Annotated in this window: 18 protein-coding genes; 12 read left to right on the top strand and 6 right to left on the bottom strand. The window is 50.7% G+C overall.

The genetic code is table 11. The annotated features are described in order from the left end of the window. The first annotated feature begins 55 nt into the window (after positions 1 to 55). The 7 genes from ACO0LK_RS18625 to ACO0LK_RS18595 all read left to right on the top strand — a co-directional run bounded on the left by ACO0LK_RS18625 (position 56) and on the right by ACO0LK_RS18595 (position 5,964). The gene (locus ACO0LK_RS18625) at positions 56 to 613 is read left to right on the top strand and encodes a helix-turn-helix domain-containing protein (RefSeq protein ID WP_422977646.1); all 558 of its coding nucleotides are present in this window, start codon (positions 56 to 58) and stop codon (positions 611 to 613) included. Positions 614 to 647: 34 nt separating this feature from the next. Beyond that, the gene (locus ACO0LK_RS18620) at positions 648 to 1,175 is read left to right on the top strand and encodes a GNAT family N-acetyltransferase (RefSeq protein ID WP_422977644.1); all 528 of its coding nucleotides are present in this window, start codon (positions 648 to 650) and stop codon (positions 1,173 to 1,175) included. Positions 1,176 to 1,242: 67 nt separating this feature from the next. Next, positions 1,243 to 1,992 (top strand): metallophosphoesterase family protein, encoded by a 750-nt coding sequence (locus ACO0LK_RS18615; protein ID WP_422977642.1) that lies wholly within the window; start codon positions 1,243 to 1,245, stop codon positions 1,990 to 1,992. A gap of 31 nt (positions 1,993 to 2,023) precedes the next feature. Further along, a complete protein-coding gene (locus ACO0LK_RS18610; RefSeq protein ID WP_422977640.1) occupies positions 2,024 to 2,572 on the top strand; it encodes a cysteine hydrolase family protein in 549 nt (182 codons plus the stop codon). Between the two features lie 511 nt (positions 2,573 to 3,083). After that, positions 3,084 to 3,875 (top strand): TIGR00266 family protein, encoded by a 792-nt coding sequence (locus ACO0LK_RS18605; RefSeq protein WP_186949550.1) that lies wholly within the window; start codon positions 3,084 to 3,086, stop codon positions 3,873 to 3,875. Positions 3,876 to 4,352: 477 nt separating this feature from the next. After that, complete coding sequence (locus tag ACO0LK_RS18600) at positions 4,353 to 4,535, top strand: CsbD family protein (RefSeq protein WP_422977638.1); 183 nt, start codon at positions 4,353 to 4,355, stop codon at positions 4,533 to 4,535. Positions 4,536 to 4,761: 226 nt separating this feature from the next. Next, positions 4,762 to 5,964, top strand: coding sequence for an AI-2E family transporter (locus ACO0LK_RS18595; protein WP_422977636.1), 1,203 nt, complete (start codon positions 4,762 to 4,764; stop codon positions 5,962 to 5,964). Between the two features lie 121 nt (positions 5,965 to 6,085). Here ACO0LK_RS18595 and ACO0LK_RS18590 read toward each other — a convergent pair whose 3' ends face one another. Continuing rightward, on the bottom strand, positions 6,086 to 6,547 hold the full coding sequence (locus tag ACO0LK_RS18590; RefSeq protein ID WP_422977634.1) for a glycine zipper 2TM domain-containing protein: 462 nt from the start codon (positions 6,545 to 6,547) through the stop codon (positions 6,086 to 6,088). 307 nt (positions 6,548 to 6,854) lie between these two features. Between ACO0LK_RS18590 and ACO0LK_RS18585 the strand changes: the two genes are divergently transcribed. Then, positions 6,855 to 7,682, top strand: a complete 828-nt coding sequence (locus tag ACO0LK_RS18585; protein WP_422977632.1) for a Crp/Fnr family transcriptional regulator — start codon at positions 6,855 to 6,857, stop codon at positions 7,680 to 7,682. A 63-nt stretch (positions 7,683 to 7,745) separates the two neighbouring features. On the opposite strand, the gene ACO0LK_RS18580 is transcribed toward ACO0LK_RS18585, so the two are convergent. Next, complete coding sequence (locus tag ACO0LK_RS18580; RefSeq protein WP_422977630.1) at positions 7,746 to 9,113, bottom strand: CHASE3 domain-containing protein; 1,368 nt, start codon at positions 9,111 to 9,113, stop codon at positions 7,746 to 7,748. Between the two features lie 355 nt (positions 9,114 to 9,468). On the opposite strand from ACO0LK_RS18580, the gene ACO0LK_RS18575 reads away from it, so the two are divergent. Beyond that, the gene (locus ACO0LK_RS18575) at positions 9,469 to 9,849 is read left to right on the top strand and encodes a response regulator (protein ID WP_422977628.1); all 381 of its coding nucleotides are present in this window, start codon (positions 9,469 to 9,471) and stop codon (positions 9,847 to 9,849) included. Positions 9,850 to 9,891: 42 nt separating this feature from the next. Here the strand turns inward: ACO0LK_RS18575 and ACO0LK_RS18570 are convergent, their stop codons facing one another. From ACO0LK_RS18570 to ACO0LK_RS18560, 3 genes are all read right to left on the bottom strand, one after another. Next, positions 9,892 to 10,524 carry a response regulator gene (locus ACO0LK_RS18570; protein ID WP_422977626.1) on the bottom strand — a complete coding sequence of 211 codons (633 nt, stop codon included), beginning with the start codon at positions 10,522 to 10,524 and terminating at the stop codon, positions 9,892 to 9,894. Between the two features lie 410 nt (positions 10,525 to 10,934). Next, positions 10,935 to 11,138 (bottom strand): hypothetical protein, encoded by a 204-nt coding sequence (locus tag ACO0LK_RS18565; protein WP_422977624.1) that lies wholly within the window; start codon positions 11,136 to 11,138, stop codon positions 10,935 to 10,937. Positions 11,139 to 11,205: 67 nt separating this feature from the next. Beyond that, positions 11,206 to 11,505 carry a hypothetical protein gene (locus ACO0LK_RS18560; RefSeq protein ID WP_422977623.1) on the bottom strand — a complete coding sequence of 100 codons (300 nt, stop codon included), beginning with the start codon at positions 11,503 to 11,505 and terminating at the stop codon, positions 11,206 to 11,208. Between the two features lie 299 nt (positions 11,506 to 11,804). Between ACO0LK_RS18560 and ACO0LK_RS18555 the strand changes: the two genes are divergently transcribed. Further along, entirely contained in the window at positions 11,805 to 12,029 is a 225-nt protein-coding gene (locus ACO0LK_RS18555) for a hypothetical protein (RefSeq protein ID WP_422977621.1), read from the top strand. An 83-nt stretch (positions 12,030 to 12,112) separates the two neighbouring features. On the opposite strand, the gene gshA is transcribed toward ACO0LK_RS18555, so the two are convergent. After that, the gene (gshA, locus tag ACO0LK_RS18550; RefSeq protein WP_422977619.1) at positions 12,113 to 13,759 is read right to left on the bottom strand and encodes a glutamate--cysteine ligase; all 1,647 of its coding nucleotides are present in this window, start codon (positions 13,757 to 13,759) and stop codon (positions 12,113 to 12,115) included. A gap of 256 nt (positions 13,760 to 14,015) precedes the next feature. Between gshA and ACO0LK_RS18545 the strand changes: the two genes are divergently transcribed. Beyond that, the gene (locus ACO0LK_RS18545; RefSeq protein ID WP_422977617.1) at positions 14,016 to 16,172 is read left to right on the top strand and encodes a S9 family peptidase; all 2,157 of its coding nucleotides are present in this window, start codon (positions 14,016 to 14,018) and stop codon (positions 16,170 to 16,172) included. A 54-nt stretch (positions 16,173 to 16,226) separates the two neighbouring features. Beyond that, positions 16,227 to 16,619: a VOC family protein gene (locus ACO0LK_RS18540; RefSeq protein ID WP_422977615.1), complete on the top strand. Its 393-nt coding sequence runs from the start codon at positions 16,227 to 16,229 to the stop codon at positions 16,617 to 16,619. The last annotated feature ends 42 nt before the right edge of the window (positions 16,620 to 16,661 follow it).

The following is a 16,661-nucleotide window of genomic DNA, read 5'->3' as shown; positions in this document are numbered from 1 at the left end:
GCAATAGAAATAATTTCCATTTTACAGGATTTATTTATCCTATATAATGGAAATTATGGATATCAACACGATTATTGCCCGCAGGGTGCGCGACTTGCGCGATCAACAAAAGCTGTCGCTCGATGCGCTGGCGAAGCGCAGCGGCGTCAGCCGTTCGAATATCTCCCTCATAGAGAGAGGCGAGAGCAGCCCCACTGCTGCTGCGCTCGACAAGCTGGCCGTGGGCCTGGGGGTGACGCTGGCTTCTCTGTTTGAAGACAGCGCGCCTGCTGCTGCGACTGCACCAGTCTCGCGTCTGGCCGAACAGGTATGCTGGACTGATCCTGCCTCTGGCTATATGCGCCGCAATCTTTCCCCTGGCCTGCCTTCGCCCCTGCAACTGGTTGAGGTTGAATTTCCGGCAGGACAAACCGTGCGCTATGACAGTTTCCATCGCGATGTCGATATACAGCAGCAAGTCTGGATAATAGCGGGCCAGATGCGCCTCTCCGTTGGGGAGCAAACCTGGGATTTGCAGACTGGCGATTGTCTTTCCATGGCGCTGGATAAGCCGATTACTTTCCATAATCCTGGAAAAATCGCGGCACGCTATCTGGTGGCGCTGTGCAAGTAGCGAGTTTTTCAGTTTTCAAACCATGGAGTAAATCATGTCTGAGCAAGTCCACATCCAGATTCTTGATGCCGCAGCAGCGCAAGCCAGTGTAGCTGCATTGGCCGAGGTATTGACGGACTGCGTTGCCGGAGGTGCATCCGTCAGCTTTATGTGGCTTTTGCCGCGCGAACGTGCGCTGCAATTCTGGCAGGGCGTGGCTGACGGCGTAGCGCGCAAGGAGCGCATCTTGCTGGTTGCCAGGGATGACAGCGGCGATATCACAGGCACGGTACAATTGATCACGGCCATGCCAGACAACCAGCCGCACCGCGCCGATGTGGCCAAGATGCTGGTACACAGAAAGGCGCGTCGCAAAGGCGTCGCTCAAGCCCTCATGGCTGCGGTTGAACAAGCTGCCAAAACCGAAGGCAAGACTGTGCTGGTACTGGATACCGTCACCGGTGGAGATGCCGAACGTTTATATGAACGTGCAGGCTGGCAAAAAGTGGGCGTGGTACCCAATTATGCCCTGATGCCGGATGGCGAATTTTGCGGGACGACTTTCTTTCATAAGCAGATTTAGCAAATTCAGCAAATTCAGCAAATTCAGCAAATTCAGCAAATTCAGCATATAGAGCGGAGTAAACCAAATGCGTATCGCGGTGATTTCAGATATACACGGTAATCTGGCTGCACTGGAAGCAGTAACTGCCGATCTGCGCTTGCGTGCTGTTGATCAGGTTGTCAATCTGGGCGACAGCCTGTCTGGCCCCTTGCTGCCGAAAGAGACGGCAGATTTCTTGATGGCGCAAGCTGGCTGGATACATCTGGCAGGCAATCATGAACGCCAGATACTGGAGTTGAATGAGCGCTCAGGCCATGGCGATACGTATGCACATCAGCAAACCACGGCAGAGCAAAAAGCATGGATGGCGGGTTTGAAACCAGTGCTGCAACTGAATGCCGAGGTCTTGCTCTGTCATGGCACGCCAGCCAGTGACACCACGACTTTGCTGCAAGTGGCAGACCGGAATGCCACCGCACAGGAAATTAATGACAGGCTTGGACAACAAACTGCCGCCGTCATCGCCTGTGGCCACAGTCACGTAGCCCGCAGTGTGCGTACAGCAGCAGGGCAACTCATCGTCAATCCTGGCAGCGTTGGTCACCCGGCCTACGAATATGATTACCCTTACCCGCACAAGATAGAGTCAGGTTCACCCGATGCGCGTTATGCCATCCTGGAAAAGATGCAACATGGCTGGACAGCCAGCCTGGTCAATGTCCCGTATGCCTGGCAACACATGGCAGAACTTGCGGCCTTGCGCGGGCGTGAAGAATGGGTCAGTGCCTTGCAAAGTGGTTACGTGAATCAAGCCAGTCACGACGTCAGTCACTAAGTTAGACACTAAGTTAGACACTAAAATACTTATGAAAAATCAAAACACGGCACTCATCATTATCGACATGCAGCGTGGCATGGCTACACCTGAAGCTGGCCGTAGAAATAACCCCGGCGCTGAAGAAAATATACGCCAGTTGCTGCTAGCCTGGCGTGCGGCTGGCAGGCCAGTGATATTTGTCAGGCACATGTCGCGCTCGCCAGCTTCCTTGTTCTGGCCAGGCCAGCCAGGCAATGAATTTCAAGAAAATTTGCTGCCACTGACCAGTGAACATGTGGTCGAAAAAAATGTGACGGATGCCTTCGTCAATACCGGTCTGGAACGCTGGCTGCATGTACGTTCCATCAAAGACCTGGTGATCGTCGGCGTCAGCACCAATAATTCAGTCGAGGCAACAGCCCGCAGTGCTGGTAACCTGGGTTTTAACACCTCGGTCGTGGACGATGCCTGCTTCAGTTTTGACAGGTTGGATTTGCATGGCAAGCCGCAGACAGCAGAAGAAGTGCACATCAATGCACTCACCAATCTGCAAGGTGAATATGCCACCGTGCTTGATACTGCTGCGTTGCTGCACTAAAAACGCAACAAACCGTACAGCGCAACAATCCTGAAAGAGCAAGAAATAATCTTGCTATCTTTAGAACTCATTTCATAAATAGGGGTGAGACGCGTTTGCCTCATAACGTGGGCTGGCAATGGTAAAACTATGGACGAGGCAGTCAATAGCGGGTCTATTGACAACGAGTCGAATTGTTCACACCTTGCAGTCCAGCACGCGTTATGAGGCAAACCCTCCGGGAGCGGGCCGCATTGACACTTCGCGGGCGCATTGCTGTGCAAGGTTGTTACATTGCGCTTGCCAAGGCACCAGCCTTGGCTACAAGTGTCACCCTTGAAGCCTTGCACTGCATCCCGAATCGCCTTGCTCGCACTCATCCCTATTTATGAAATGAGTTCTAGTATTTGCAGCGGTAATTTCCATTAAAGATTACCGCCGCCAGCATCTACCCCTGTAAGCAAAAATTTCATAAAATGCCCAGCATTGCCGCATGGGTTTGCGGATTACTTTTACTGTATGGGAAATCATCATGGCCATGGATGTCATAGACTACGAAATTTTTGGCGACGATATGCAATTCGTCGAAGTCGAACTTGACCCCGGTGAAGCAGCCATAGGTGAAGCCGGTACCATGTTTTACATGGAAGATGACATACAGATGGAAACCATCTTTGGCGATGGTTCCGCAGGCCAGACCGGCATCTTCGGCAAATTGCTGGGCGCCGGCAAGCGTCTGGTGACCGGCGAATCCCTGTTCACTACGGTGTTCATGAATGCTGGTGCAGGCAAAAGAAAAGTTGCCTTTGGCGCTGCCTATCCCGGCAAAATCATTCCCATGCACCTGGATCAACTGGGCGGCACCTTGTTGTGCCAGAAAGACGCTTTCCTGTGCGCTGCCAAGGGCGTATCGCTGGGCATTGCCTTTCAAAAGCGGCTGGGCGCTGGCTTCTTTGGTGGCGAAGGCTTCATCCTGCAAAAACTTGAAGGTGATGGCCTGGCCTTTATCCATGCTGGCGGCGCCATTATAGAAAAGACCTTGCATCCCGGTCAGACCTTGCGCGTGGATACCGGCTGTGTAGTAGCTTTTACCCAGGAAGTGGATTTTGACATCAAATTTGTTGGCGGCGTCAAAACCGCACTGTTCGGTGGTGAAGGCATATTCTTTGCGCATTTGCGTGGCCCCGGCAAGGTCTGGCTGCAATCGCTGCCTTTGGCGCGTCTGGCAAACCGCATAGTGGGCGCATCGCAAATCGGCGGAGGCAAGGGTGGCGAACAAGGTTCGGTACTTGGTGGCCTGGGTAATCTTTTTGAAGATAAATAAATTGGTGTGCTTACTGGCGTAACTACCTTCCAGTTTCGCTATCAAGTTACGGGAAGTGTTGGCAGCGCTGTTTTGTCAACGCTTCAGCCGGCACTTTCCTCTATTTCTTCGCCAATATTCCATCACATCTGGGGATGCGGTTTTCCCCTGTCAATGTTGAATCGCCAGATAGTGCGATTCCCATCTTTTTTTTCGAAAATCCGTATCAGGACTTACGCAAAATTGTCCTGACAATGGATCTACTTACGTTGCCTTCTCTGATCAATACGATACAGTGGAGCGAGACTCCAGTTCATTCTGAGGATGGGCTTGTATGCAGATGCCTATGTTAGTCAGCGTACAGAAGAATTTCCATCCCCTGTATAAATTACTCTTACTTTAATCAATTGATCTATATCGTTTGCAACAGCATCGATGTCCACATTGAAAGAAGTGCAGAAATCTTTTCGACAGAAACAATTAAACAGGAGTTTCATGATGAATTCAGATCAGATCAAAGGCGCAGCAAAAAAAGTGGTCGGTAAAGTCCAGCAGGAAGGCGGCAAACTTGTTGGCAGCAAGGAACAGCAAGTCAAGGGCGCAGCCAAACAGGTAGAGGGCAGCATGCAAGAGGCGCTGGGCAACATCAAGGAAGTGTTCAAGAGTGACCAGAAGCATTAAGAGCCATTAGAACTCATCCCTATTTATGAAATGAGTTCTATTAACTTATAAAGCCTCGCGCTTACCGGGCTTGTGCAACAGCGATGATGCAAAAGCCCTACAGTTTTCTGGCGGTATTACCCAAGTCGCTTATTCAAGTCACTTATTCAGCAAATACTACCCAAGTCGCTTATTCAGCATATTCACAATAACTCAAAAAAGGTGGACCAGAGCGATGGACATGCCTATGCCAGATACTCCCTCTGAAACGGACGGCAACGCCAACAGGCAAGCTGCCGATGCCGTGATTTCAGATATAAATACAGCAACTCCTGCTGACGTGCAGTCACAATTACTCCCCGGCATTCATGTCAATGCCCGTGGCCTTGCCTTGACCATACTGGCAACCGTGGCCTTCTTTTTCGCGCTGAGTGCCGCGCAGCGATTTTTCATTCCCCTTGTCTTTGGTATTCTGGTGGCCTATACCTTGTCTCCGCTGGTCGATACCCTGCAACGGTTTCGTATGCCACGTGTGATTGCTACCACGGTGGTTATGATTAGCATGTTGACTATCCTCGTTACGCAGATCAGCTCATTGCACACTGAATTTGACGCCATTCTTGACCAGTTGCCCGTCGCGACGCGAAAATTTTCCGGTGAAATGAGCAAGTTGCAAATCGGCCAGGGCGGTCTGATGCAAAAAATGCAGACGGCAGCTACTGAAATAGAAAAGGCAACCAACCAGGCGACAACAGGTGGTCAGCCCAACGTAAAGAAAACGGTAGTCAGTGAAACGCCTGTACTGAAATTGCGTGAACTGTTGCTGGCCGGATCATTGGGTATTATGGACTTGCTGGGGCAGGCTATCATGACCCTGTTTCTGATTTTTTTCCTGCTGTTGTCCGGTGACAAGTTCAAGCGCAAGCTGGTCAAGATTACCGGCCCCTCGCTGACACAGAAGCGTATCACCGTACAAATACTGAGCAAGATCAATACCTCAGTGCAGCAATATATGTTCATGTTATTGATTACCAACGGCTTGCTGGCACTGCTGAGCTGGATCGCCTTTCATTTCATGGGGCTGGAAAATGCAGGCGCCTGGGCGGTGACCAGTGGTTTGCTGCATATCATTCCCTATTTTGGGTCGCTATTGATGGCCCTGGCAGTCTGCCTGGTTGCCTATGTACAGTTTGGTACCATCTCCATGGCCTTGCTGGTGGCGGGTATTTCTATCGCAATTGCGGCACTGGTGGGCACGGTGGTCACTACCTGGATGACAGGACGCATCACCCGTATGAATACTGCCGCCGTCTTTATCTCACTTTTGTTCTGGGGCTGGTTGTGGGGTGCCTGGGGCCTGTTGCTGGGTGTGCCGATTATTGTTATCGTGAAAGTCATATCCGAGCATATCGATGGCATGCAAACCGTTGCCGAGTTATTGAGCGAATAGGTGGGTGAAGTTCGCAAAAAAAAGTCATTCCCCTCAGGGAATGACTATCTGGTTTCGGGGGTATGCATTAAATCACGGGCATTACATTACAGGCATTACTTCGCGGGCATTACGTCATGGCTCAGTTGCGGTAGACATAATTGTTTTTCACATACACACGATTGCCGACACGCAGGTCGACAATATTGTCTTGAACCACTGTTTGATAGACACCGTTATCCAGACGCACGCTGATTTGATAGGCTTCGCGCACTTGCTGGTTACGGTTGTTCTTTTCTATATTATTGCCGACGACGGCACCACCAACAACGCCGGCGGCAGTAGCAAGCGTATTACCTGTACCACCACCAACCTGATTGCCCAGAATACCGCCCACAATTCCGCCTACTATGGCACCGGCACCCGGTCCCTTATTCTCGTCCGACACCTGCACGACCTGTATCGATTCAATCACACCGTAGTTGCTGTAACTTCCCTGTGAGGCCGGGTACGCTGTTGCCGTCGATGGGGAACTACTGCAAGCGCCCAGCATGACGGACGCAGCAATGCTTACTGCGATGGTAGTTTGTCTACAGATATTCATGATCATTCTCCACTGTTGTTAACGTGAAAAAATATAGCTTTTGCCGGTGTGCTTATCGGTGCGATAGCGCACGTTTGCATTCATGAAGGATATTTTTATATAGGGAACTACAGGGAACTTCGCTCTGTTGTAGGACTACTCTCACATGGTACGGCGCTGTCAGCGTACAAGCGCTTGCCGGACTGTCTGATGCCTGTTCCAGGGATAAAAAACTATAGTGTAATCAAGCTGATGCACATCGGAAATGAGCTGATGTCAATGTCAGGAAAATAATGCTGTGTAAATGTCTTTGAAAACAGGAGCAATAATGAATACTACGCAAACACGGGTTTCAATGGTCGCACATCCAGCGCTGACTTCTGGTACTACGCTGCATCGCAGATATTCAGTAGACTATACACCGGCAGCGAGGACAGACCTTGGTTTGCTGGATGACGGCATACAAAACGATATCCTGGCCGCTTTGCCTGAAGATGAACTGGCATTCCTCATGCCGCATCTGGAATTGGTTCAGTTACCTTTTGATAAAGAACTCTATGAGTACGGTGAAAAATTATCCCACGTGTATTTTCCGGTTACAGCCGTGGTTGCCTTGCTGTATGTACTGGCAGATGGGGATGTCACTGAAATTGGCGTGACCGGACATGAAGGCTTGCTCGGAATCTCTGCGGTGATGGGTGAACGTGCCCTGGGTACAGCGATGGTGCAATGTGCTGGCAGTGCCTACAAACTGAAGGCTTCGGTATTGAAGGAAGCCTATGCAAGGGGCGGGAAACTGCAGCAAATTCTGATGCGCTATACCCAGGCCCTGTTTGCCCAGATGGCACAAAACTCGGTATGTGGGCGTCACTATTCGATAGACCAGCAATTGTCGCGCTGGTTGCTTGACAGGCTGGATCGTCTGCATGGCAACGAATTAAAAGTCACGCAGGAAATGATCGCCAACATGCTGGGGGTACGTCGTGAAAGCGTGACGGAAGCCGCCGGGAAGTTACAGCTTGAAGGCTTGATTCAATACAAGCGCGGCAATATCACCGTGCTCGATCGCGAAGGTCTGGAAATGCATGCCGGTGAATGTTATCGCGTGTCCAAACAGGAATTTGATCAGATACTGTCTACCGGCATGCTGCGTTAATCATGCAGCTTGGCTAGTCCATGCAAGGCAAAACCCCACTGGCGAAGTGGGGGTTTTTATGCTTTATTGTTCTTTAAAAGGGATGAAGGTTTCCGTTACCGTACCGCGATTGTTGGGGCCGGACTTGACCGAAAAACTACCACCTAACAGCAGGGCACGTTCACGCATGCCCAATATGCCATGGGTTTTGGGTTTACTGATGGCATCAGTTGGTATGCCTATACCATTATCAAGCACTTGCAGCCGCAGGCCCTGTTCTGTGCGTTTCAGGCTGATTCTGACTTCGGTAGCTTGCGCATATTTGATGACATTATTCAGCGATTCCTGGGTAATACGAAACAGGGCAATCGACCAGGCAGGGTCGATGGTATCGAAATCTTCCGTAATGTCAGCGACATAAGATATACCGGCAATCGCCGTGACCTCTTCGCAATAATGTTGTATCGAGGCAGACAGGCCAAGATTATCCAGCATGCTGGGACGCAGATCTTCGATAATACGGCGCTTCAGATCGACGGTGTCCAGCAGGGCGCGCTTGGTTCTTTGCAACTGTTTCGCCAGCTCAGGTTCCTTGTCCTTGAGTTTTTCAGTAACGACTGAAATATCCATGCTGATTGCCGTCAGGTTCGACCCCATTTCATCATGCAGTTCGCGCGCCAGTTTGGCTTTCTCTTTTTCCGAGACATTTAACAGGTGGTGCGACAGAACTGATAATTGCTCGGTGCGTTTCAATACCGTGGATTCCAGATTGTCGTTGGCGATCTTCAGCGCATCTTCTATTCCACGTTGTTTGTAGAAACTGCGATAGATCAGGCGGTAGAATAAAATCAGGACCAGAAGTGCAATGGCATTGGTTGCCGTACCAAAGAAGATCGCATCCTTGTATTCGGTATAGAACACCTGTCGTCTGGCGGCCAGCACCTCATTTTCTTCTTTTTCCATGATGATATCGAGCAGCCGGATTTCATCCATGACCTCGCGGCCTTCGCCAGCCTTGGCCAGTTCTATGATGCCTGTCAGGCCAAATTCTTTGTACGTTGCAATGCCATGTTCAAACACTCTGGCTTTGCTGGCATAGAGCCGGCGCAATTCCGCCAGGTTTTTGACTTGCGAAGGATTGTCCTGCAAGAGTTTATCAAGTTCCTTGAAATCACTTTCCAGTTTGCTCCTGGCGATTTCCCAGGGCCGTGTATAGACTTCATTGCCGGACATAAAATAACCGCGCAGGCTGCTTTCAGAATCCATGATCAGCAGATTGATGTTCTTGAGCTTGTCCTTGACGCTCCAGTTATGTTCCACCCAGTCATTATTAGCCTTGAGTTTTTCCAGATTCTGGTAAGACGTGTAAGCATTACCAATCAAAATGAAGAGGCAGATCATGAACAGAAATGTGATGTACAGCGGTATCGATGTGGAGGTGCTTTTTTTCAAGAGAATTTCCTCAGGGAGCGGTTGATATCTACATTCAGATCGTCATCCAATGGCGACTTAAAATTAAAATCAGCCGTGCAGGTTTCCGTACGTTTTTTTGTTCCAGACCGGCAAATTGCACCGGTTTTTCAACTATGAAAAACAATACCTCAATTGATAAATAATGTGTCGTAAATTCTAAGAGTTTTTTCCTGCCCCTGAAAAATTATGACGTAGGTTTTTTCCTACAAACTATTCCGCGAAAGCTTATTGCCAATCAACTTCAGTATCCTTAAAATGAATTGTATCAACGCCTCATGACCGATGCGTGTGGTTTTATTACTTTGTGTTTCAGTTCCCAATAGTTTGGAACAAAATGGACGAGAAGAAAAAATTGAAGGTATTTTTAATCGAAGATGCGCAAAGAATTCGTTCAGTGCTGATTGAGGTTTTGCAGCAGGCTGAAAATGTGGAAGTCATCGGTTTTGCAGAAAGCGAAGCAGAGGCTTTGAGCCAGTTGCGCTCTATCGAATGGGATGTCGCCATCGTGGACATAGGCTTGCGTGAAGGCAGTGGCCTGGCTGTATTGTCTGGACTGAAAAATGATGGTCGTCCCTACGGATCACGCCTGGTGTTCACCAGCAACCCCAGCAATGCCTTGAAAACCCGTACCATGTCTTTGGGCGCGGAGGGCTTTTTTGACAAATCCCGCGAAATGGACAACCTGGTCGACCATATCCAGGCCCTGTCTCACTGAATTCCGCGGCAATAGCTCCTCCGGTAACATGTTTCGGATTGCTTATTCAAGCAAATTATTCTTCATTGCGTAATACGTCAGATCACTGTTGGATTGCAGGTTCATTTTTTCCATCACGCGGGTACGATAGGTGCTGATGGTCTTCACGCTAAGCGACAGGGTCACGGCAATGTCGGACACACATTCACCCTTGGCCAGTCTCAGGAATACCTGGAATTCGCGATCAGACAGTTCTGTATGCATCGCAGTGTCCGCATTGCGGTCAAAACCCTGCGCCAGTATTTCCCCTACATCTGCACTGACATAACGACGGCCGGTTGAAACCGTACGCACAGCCTTGATCAGCTCATCTGCATCACATTCCTTGTTCAGATAACCATTTGCTCCCATACGCAAGAGATTCACGGCATACTGCTGCGCAGGGTATCCACTCATTATCAGGATAGGTAACTCTGGCTGCCCCTGTTTGATGGTCCGCAAGGTATCAATACCGCTTTGATCAGGCATGCTGATATCCAGCAGCATGACGTCACAGGCTTCTTTCCTGGCGATTTCAAGGGCTTCACGCCCGGTCGAGGCTTCTGCAACCACTTCGAAATCACTGACTTCTGAAAATATCTGCCTGAATCCGGCCCGCACAATTTGATGGTCGTCACAGACTGCGATACGTATCATTTTTTTCCTAGAAAGGTAAGAGTGCACAAAATTATGCCCGCCTGTCGGCTCTAAGGGCTAAAACAGAAGCGAAAGACGATTTCCCGCCTGCCAGGGCAAGCTACGTGTAAGGCACGCTGTTTTTAACTGTAACATGCTATTAGTTTCAATAAGGCATCAGAACTGTGCTACACGTCATGGGTTTATGTTGACAGCATAGCACCTGAACAAAATATATGGGGGGAAGTGAGCATATCAAGGCCATGTTGCTCATGGAAACTGGCAGGATAGGTGAAGTGCCTGGGGTATGCATTCGTGGCATCCGTGGCCTCCGTGCGCTGTAGCCTCTGTTAATACCTAAGGATACAGCGGCGTGCTGGAGACGGGTGCAGAGTGATTGAGCAGAGTAAGCTGGCAAGCGTTACGCAAGGCTATGCAGCACCTGCATCTTTATTCTCAGCCTTAGTGCTGGTTTTTGGCGGCAGATTGCCACCCTCGCCTTCCCAGGTGCTTAACTCGGTTTTGTGTAATTTCTTGGCGACATGTTTTTCGCGATGCAATGTCTTGCTGACAGCAGTCAGCAGCGCCAGACTGGCAAGACCGGCCGCAAGGAAAAGGTGTTTGGTAGCGATCATGTTTTTCTCCAAAAAGAAGTGGTAGGTTAAGAGGTACGTTAAAAAGTACGTTCAAAATGATCCGGAATCAGGACCCTGAGACCGAAGTAAGATTATTTTGCTGGCGTTTGATGCACTGCCTGATCACCTTTTGTACATCACTGATGACGAGCTGGCATCTGGCATTGGTCAGCATCTGGTAGCCGCTGGCGCGAAGTTGTTGTTTGCCAAGCAGATTGCCCATACCCAGGCGCAATGCGCCATGCATAAAAAATATTCCACTTTTAAATAGACATGTATTCATTGCGATTTCTCCAGAAGATCGGTGAATCCTGATATGCGCGGTAAGCCCGCCGTAAGTTGCCAGTAAGTCTCTATCTGCCAGCATGCAGCTGTATCTGTTTTCGACTTGGAATCCATACTAGCATCGGCCCTGGGCGCTCCCATATAGGACGCGGGCGTCCGCATTTGTAGGATTAGATGAAGTTATGCAGACCCGGCCCATGGTAAAGAGTGGGCTATGCAGCGTGCTGCATAGATATATTCTGGTTCAAGGATCTGCTATCCACGGTTGTTGATGGGTATGAATATTGGAACTAAATTCGCTTAACATGGGTCTATCTTGCTTGGTATGCTTTTTTACTACTCGCAATTTCGCAATTGATCACTATTTTTCGAATGAATTACATGTTAAGAAAATCCCTCTTGCCAACTCTGATACTCTGTAGCCAGTTGGGCTTGAGTGGCTGTGCTTTCGTCTATGACGTACAACAAGATGCCGCCCAGCGCCAATGTGAAAAACTCATGGACTGGAATGAGCGCAAGACTTGTCTGCAACAAAACAAGACGACTTACGAGCAATATGAAAAACAGCGCGAAGACTTGCGGACCAAGGGGACGGAAAAGAAATAGCCACCGGGAGCGGTGGCTAATGGATCGTGGATAGTGGATAAGGTGTAAAGCGGCCGACCTTCAGCTCGCTCTCTGCACAGGCATCAGCTTGCCGAAGCGATCTGTACTTTCACGCTTTGCGTCAGTGCTGCTGCATTAAAGGTATCACAGCAAATTTCGCTCGACGTGCGTGAGCGGTAATCGTGGATGAACTGATCAAAACTGCCGGTTTGTGAACTCTCCATGGCAGCCTGTTCTGCCAGTGATTGTTCAGCCATTTTGGTGTACAGGGCCAGTTGATCGGCAGCAGGAGGATGGGCGCGGAATCCATCGGCCAGCACCTTGCTTTGTTGCAAGGCAAACTGAGTGAAGGAATTATTCGCTGCACGTATGGCGGCCAGCACTTTGGCAGATGGTGTCAGTTCAGGGTTGAGCAATTTTTCACGCTGGACCTGCAGGGTTTGGGCGTGGCTGTCATCACCACGCTGGGCATCCAGCAGGGCGGCTACCGGTGTAATTTTCTCCAGCAATTCCCTGCTCCAGTCTTGCAGCGAGATAGCCTGACCCCGACGTGACAACATCAGGCCAGGACGACGCCCCTGTTTCACGGTGAGTGCAAAATTGTCGACATTTTCATCGCCTTCGGTCTGATTTGTGAGTGGACTGTCATCCAGGGCACAGAACAGCAGGAAGGCATCGAGGAAACGTGAAGTTTCCAGGCTAATGCCCAGCGGGTCGAAGGGATTCACGTCCATGCAGCGTACTTCTATGTACTGCACGCCACGTGCACACAGGGCTTCGATCGGGCGTTCGCCAGTTTTGATGACGCGTTTTGGCCGTATGGTGGCGTAAAACTCGTTTTCAATTTGCAGCACATTGGTGTTGATCTGTACCCATTCCCCGTTTTGCTGCGTCCCTATTTTTTCATAATCGGGGTAAGGCTGGCGTACCGCCAGCGAAAGGCTGCGCATGTATTCCAGCAAGGTGTTATAGGGCGGCACCAGGCCAGCCTGGGCGTTATTCTGGTAGCCCAGGTCACTCATGCGCAGACTGGTGGCATAGGGCAGGTACAGTGTATCGTCTGACAAGGTGTCCAACTGGTGTGGGCGGCCACGCAGGAAAGGCGTGGACAGTGCTGGCGATGCACCAAACAGATACATCAGCAGCCAGCTATAGCGATGGAAATTGCGTATCAGGGCGATATAGTTTTCCGACTGCACGTAGGTGGACGTGCCAGGCGTCTGTTCGGCCTGCTGCAAGACCTTCCACAAATCTTCCGACAGCGAATAGTTGTAATGGATACCGGCGATGCACTGCATGCTTTTTCCATAGCGTAATGCCAGCCCGCGCCGGTACACATGCTTGATCATGCCTATGTGTGAATTGCCATACCAGGCAATCGGGATGTCTTTTTCTTCCGGCAGGGCGCAGGGCATGGACTGGTGCCACAGCATCTCATTGCCCATGACGGTGTAGGCAAAGCGGTGGATATTGTCCAGCTCTTCCAGCGCCGTGGCGATGTCAGGCTCTGCCGGGGTAATGAATTCCAGCAGGGATTCCGAATAATCGGTTGTAATTTGCGGATTGGTCAGCGCGGAACCCAGTGCCGGCGGATGCGGCGTCAGCGCCAGTTTGCCATCGGCATGCACACGCAGGGTTTCCCGCTCTATACCGCGTAATCCCCGGGCAAGCAGAGGACGATTTGCTTCACTGTCAAGTAGTGCCAGACGTTGGTTTAGCAGAGTGCTCACGGTGTGTTCCTTCAAGATTCAGTTGTCTTTGCAATCACATTTGCAAAAAATATCGAGCAAGCATATCCGAAAAATGAAAATGACATACGAGGCTGCTCAAATTTCAGATGGAAACTTTCTGAATAGTAAAACAGTCATATGAAGGCATGATTTCATACACGGGAAATCCCGCGTTGCAGCAATATGCAAAAAGATTTCTTGTTTTGTTTGCATCGCATTTAGAATGTCTTATTCAGTCATCCCTACAGGAGTTGATGTGCCCTTCAAAAAAATCTCTGTACTCATGTCTGCCAGCGTACTCGGTCTGGCGACTTCCGGGCTGGTGCTGGCTGCCGATGCGGTTTCCAGTGCGCTGCTGGTTCCACCCGTTCCACCCATTGCCAAAAAAGTGCCATGGCAGGAAACCCGTCATGGCGAAGTGGTTACGGATGACTACCGCTGGCTACAGAAAAAAGAAAATCCTGATGTGATTTCTTACCTGAATGCCGAGAATGCCTATACCGAGGCCATGAGCGCGGATGTCAAGCCACTTGCAGAAAAGCTGTATGGCGAAATCAAGGGACGCATGAAGGAGGCCGACCTGTCCGTACCTGTCCGTCGCGGCAATTATTATTACTATTCGCGCACTGAGGCAGGCAAGCAATATCCACTGTCTTGCCGCCGTCATGCAGATGCCGCCATGGCCTATGATGACAAGGCCGCCGAAGAAATCCTGCTGGATCAGAACGAGATGGCCAAGGGATTGAAGTTCTTTGCCGTCGGCGGCAGCCTGGTCAGCCCCGACGAACAATTGATGGCCTACGTGACAGATACCGTTGGCTATCGTCAATACCAGTTGCGTATCAAGGATCTGAAAACCGGCCAGTTGCTGGCTGATACGGTAGAACGTGTGACCTCGCTGGCCTGGGCTGCCGATAACAAGACTCTGTTTTTCGTGCAGGAAGACCCGGTCACCAAACGGTCTGACCGCCTGTTCCGCATGGAACTGGGCAAGGCACCGGTAGAAATCATGCATGAAGCGGTGGAGCAGTTTTCCCTGATGGTGGGGACCACACGTGACCGGCAATTCATTGTGCTGACCAGCCAGGCAACTGATAGTGCCGAAGTCAGTCTGCTGCCAGCCGGCACACCGGGTGGCACGTTCCGTTCTGTGCTGGGGCGTGAAAAAGGCCATCGCTACAGCGTGGAACACCGCAATGGCGAGCTGTACATCACCACCAACAAGAACGCCAAGAATTTCCGCGTAGTGCGCGCACCGCTGGCAACGCCGGACAGCACGCACTGGCAGGAAGTGGTGAAGCATGATCCCGATGTACTGGTGTTTGCCGCTGATCTCTTTAAGGATTTCATGGTCGTCACTGAAAAGACCCAGGCCCTGAATCGTGCCCGCATCTATGATTTCAACAGCAAGCAGTGGAAAACCGTGAAGTTTGATGATCCCGTATATCTGGCAACAGGTGCAGGGACGCCGGAATTTTCTTCCACCCGCTTCCGCATGTCTTACCAGTCGCCGGTGACGCCGCCGACTGTGCTGGATGTGGACATGGCGACGGGTCAGCGTTATGTACTCAAGCAGCAGGAAATTGTCGGTGGTTACGATGCCAGCAAATATGAAAGTCGCCGGTTGTGGATGACAGCCAGGGATGGTGTCAAGGTACCGCTGTGGGTTGTATATAAAAAAGGTGTGAAACTGGATGGCAGTGCGCCTTTGCTGTTGTATTCGTATGGCAGTTATGGCTATTCTACCGAAGCGACCTTTGCCATCAGCCGCCTGAGCCTGCTGGACCGTGGCGTCATCTATGTGCAGGCGCATATCCGTGGTGGCCGTGACATGGGCGAGCACTGGCATGAAGACGGCATGCTGATGAAAAAGAAAAATACCTTTTATGATTTCATCGATAGCGCCGATTACCTCGTCAAACAAAAATGGACCAGTCCGGACAGGCTCATCATCCAGGGTGGCAGTGCTGGTGGCTTGCTGATGGGGGCAGTGGTGAACATGCGTCCTGACCTGTTCCACGCCGTACATGCGGCCGTGCCCTTTGTCGATGTGATGAACACCATGATGGATGCCAGCCTGCCTTTGACCACGGGTGAATACCTGGAATGGGGTAATCCAAATGAAAAGCCGGCCTATGACTATATGCGCAGCTATTCGCCGTATGACAATATCGCCCGCAAGGCTTACCCTGCCATGCTGGTCACCACCAGCCTGAACGACAGCCAGGTCATGTACTGGGAACCAGCCAAGTACGTCGCCAAGCTGCGTGACTACAAGACCGATAAAAATCCTCTGCTGCTGAAAATTAATATGGCAGCAGGCCATGGCGGTGCTTCTGGCCGTTATGATGCGATACGTGAAGGCGCTTTCAATTCAGCCTGGATGTTGTCGCAATGGGGTATCAAAGAGTAAAGACACTCCCAGGCTGAGTGCCTGGGAGATTTTTGAAAATCAGGAATCGATTATATGAACTTTGCTTACACCATTATCTATGTGCCCGATGTGGCAGCATCACTGGCTTTTTTTGAAAAAGCCTTTGGCTTTGCCACCCGTTTTTTGCATGAATCCGGCATGTATGGCGAATTGGATACGGGTGCCACGACGCTGGCTTTTGCCGCCCATGCCATGGGCGAAATGAATTATGCCAGCGGTCATGTGGAAGCCCACAGTTCTGCCCAGCCGCTGGGGATGGAAGTCGCCTTTACCACGGCTGATGTGGCGCAGGCCCATGCACAGGCAATCGCTGCCGGAGCCACCGAACTTGCTGCACCTGCGCAAAAACCCTGGGGACAGGTGGTGTCTTACCTGCGTTGCCCGGACGGCAGCCTGGTCGAGCTGTGTACGCCTATGGGGGGATAATGCGCGGGGCCTGTTTTCGGCTATAGACAGAAACGAGCAACG

The organism is Undibacterium sp. Ji49W (assembly GCF_049340205.1).
Lineage (GTDB): Bacteria > Pseudomonadota > Gammaproteobacteria > Burkholderiales > Burkholderiaceae_D > Undibacterium.
This window is presented reverse-complemented; position numbering and strand designations above follow the sequence as displayed.

What these genes read in the sequence shown, in the direction of transcription:
- ACO0LK_RS18605 (WP_186949550.1), top strand. Translation starts at nt 3,084, where the DNA reads ATGGCCATGGATGTCATAGACTACGAAATTTTTGGCGACGATATGCAA.
- ACO0LK_RS18570 (WP_422977626.1), bottom strand. Translation starts at nt 10,524, where the DNA reads ATGATACGTATCGCAGTCTGTGACGACCATCAAATTGTGCGGGCCGGA.
- ACO0LK_RS18590 (WP_422977634.1), bottom strand. Translation starts at nt 6,547, where the DNA reads ATGAATATCTGTAGACAAACTACCATCGCAGTAAGCATTGCTGCGTCC.
- ACO0LK_RS18620 (WP_422977644.1), top strand. Translation starts at nt 648, where the DNA reads ATGTCTGAGCAAGTCCACATCCAGATTCTTGATGCCGCAGCAGCGCAA.
- ACO0LK_RS18615 (WP_422977642.1), top strand. Translation starts at nt 1,243, where the DNA reads ATGCGTATCGCGGTGATTTCAGATATACACGGTAATCTGGCTGCACTG.
- ACO0LK_RS18560 (WP_422977623.1), bottom strand. Translation starts at nt 11,505, where the DNA reads ATGCTGGCAGATAGAGACTTACTGGCAACTTACGGCGGGCTTACCGCG.
- ACO0LK_RS18540 (WP_422977615.1), top strand. Translation starts at nt 16,227, where the DNA reads ATGAACTTTGCTTACACCATTATCTATGTGCCCGATGTGGCAGCATCA.
- ACO0LK_RS18600 (WP_422977638.1), top strand. Translation starts at nt 4,353, where the DNA reads ATGAATTCAGATCAGATCAAAGGCGCAGCAAAAAAAGTGGTCGGTAAA.
- ACO0LK_RS18585 (WP_422977632.1), top strand. Translation starts at nt 6,855, where the DNA reads ATGAATACTACGCAAACACGGGTTTCAATGGTCGCACATCCAGCGCTG.
- ACO0LK_RS18565 (WP_422977624.1), bottom strand. Translation starts at nt 11,138, where the DNA reads ATGATCGCTACCAAACACCTTTTCCTTGCGGCCGGTCTTGCCAGTCTG.
- ACO0LK_RS18625 (WP_422977646.1), top strand. Translation starts at nt 56, where the DNA reads ATGGATATCAACACGATTATTGCCCGCAGGGTGCGCGACTTGCGCGAT.
- ACO0LK_RS18595 (WP_422977636.1), top strand. Translation starts at nt 4,762, where the DNA reads ATGCCAGATACTCCCTCTGAAACGGACGGCAACGCCAACAGGCAAGCT.
- ACO0LK_RS18610 (WP_422977640.1), top strand. Translation starts at nt 2,024, where the DNA reads ATGAAAAATCAAAACACGGCACTCATCATTATCGACATGCAGCGTGGC.
- ACO0LK_RS18575 (WP_422977628.1), top strand. Translation starts at nt 9,469, where the DNA reads ATGGACGAGAAGAAAAAATTGAAGGTATTTTTAATCGAAGATGCGCAA.
- ACO0LK_RS18555 (WP_422977621.1), top strand. Translation starts at nt 11,805, where the DNA reads ATGTTAAGAAAATCCCTCTTGCCAACTCTGATACTCTGTAGCCAGTTG.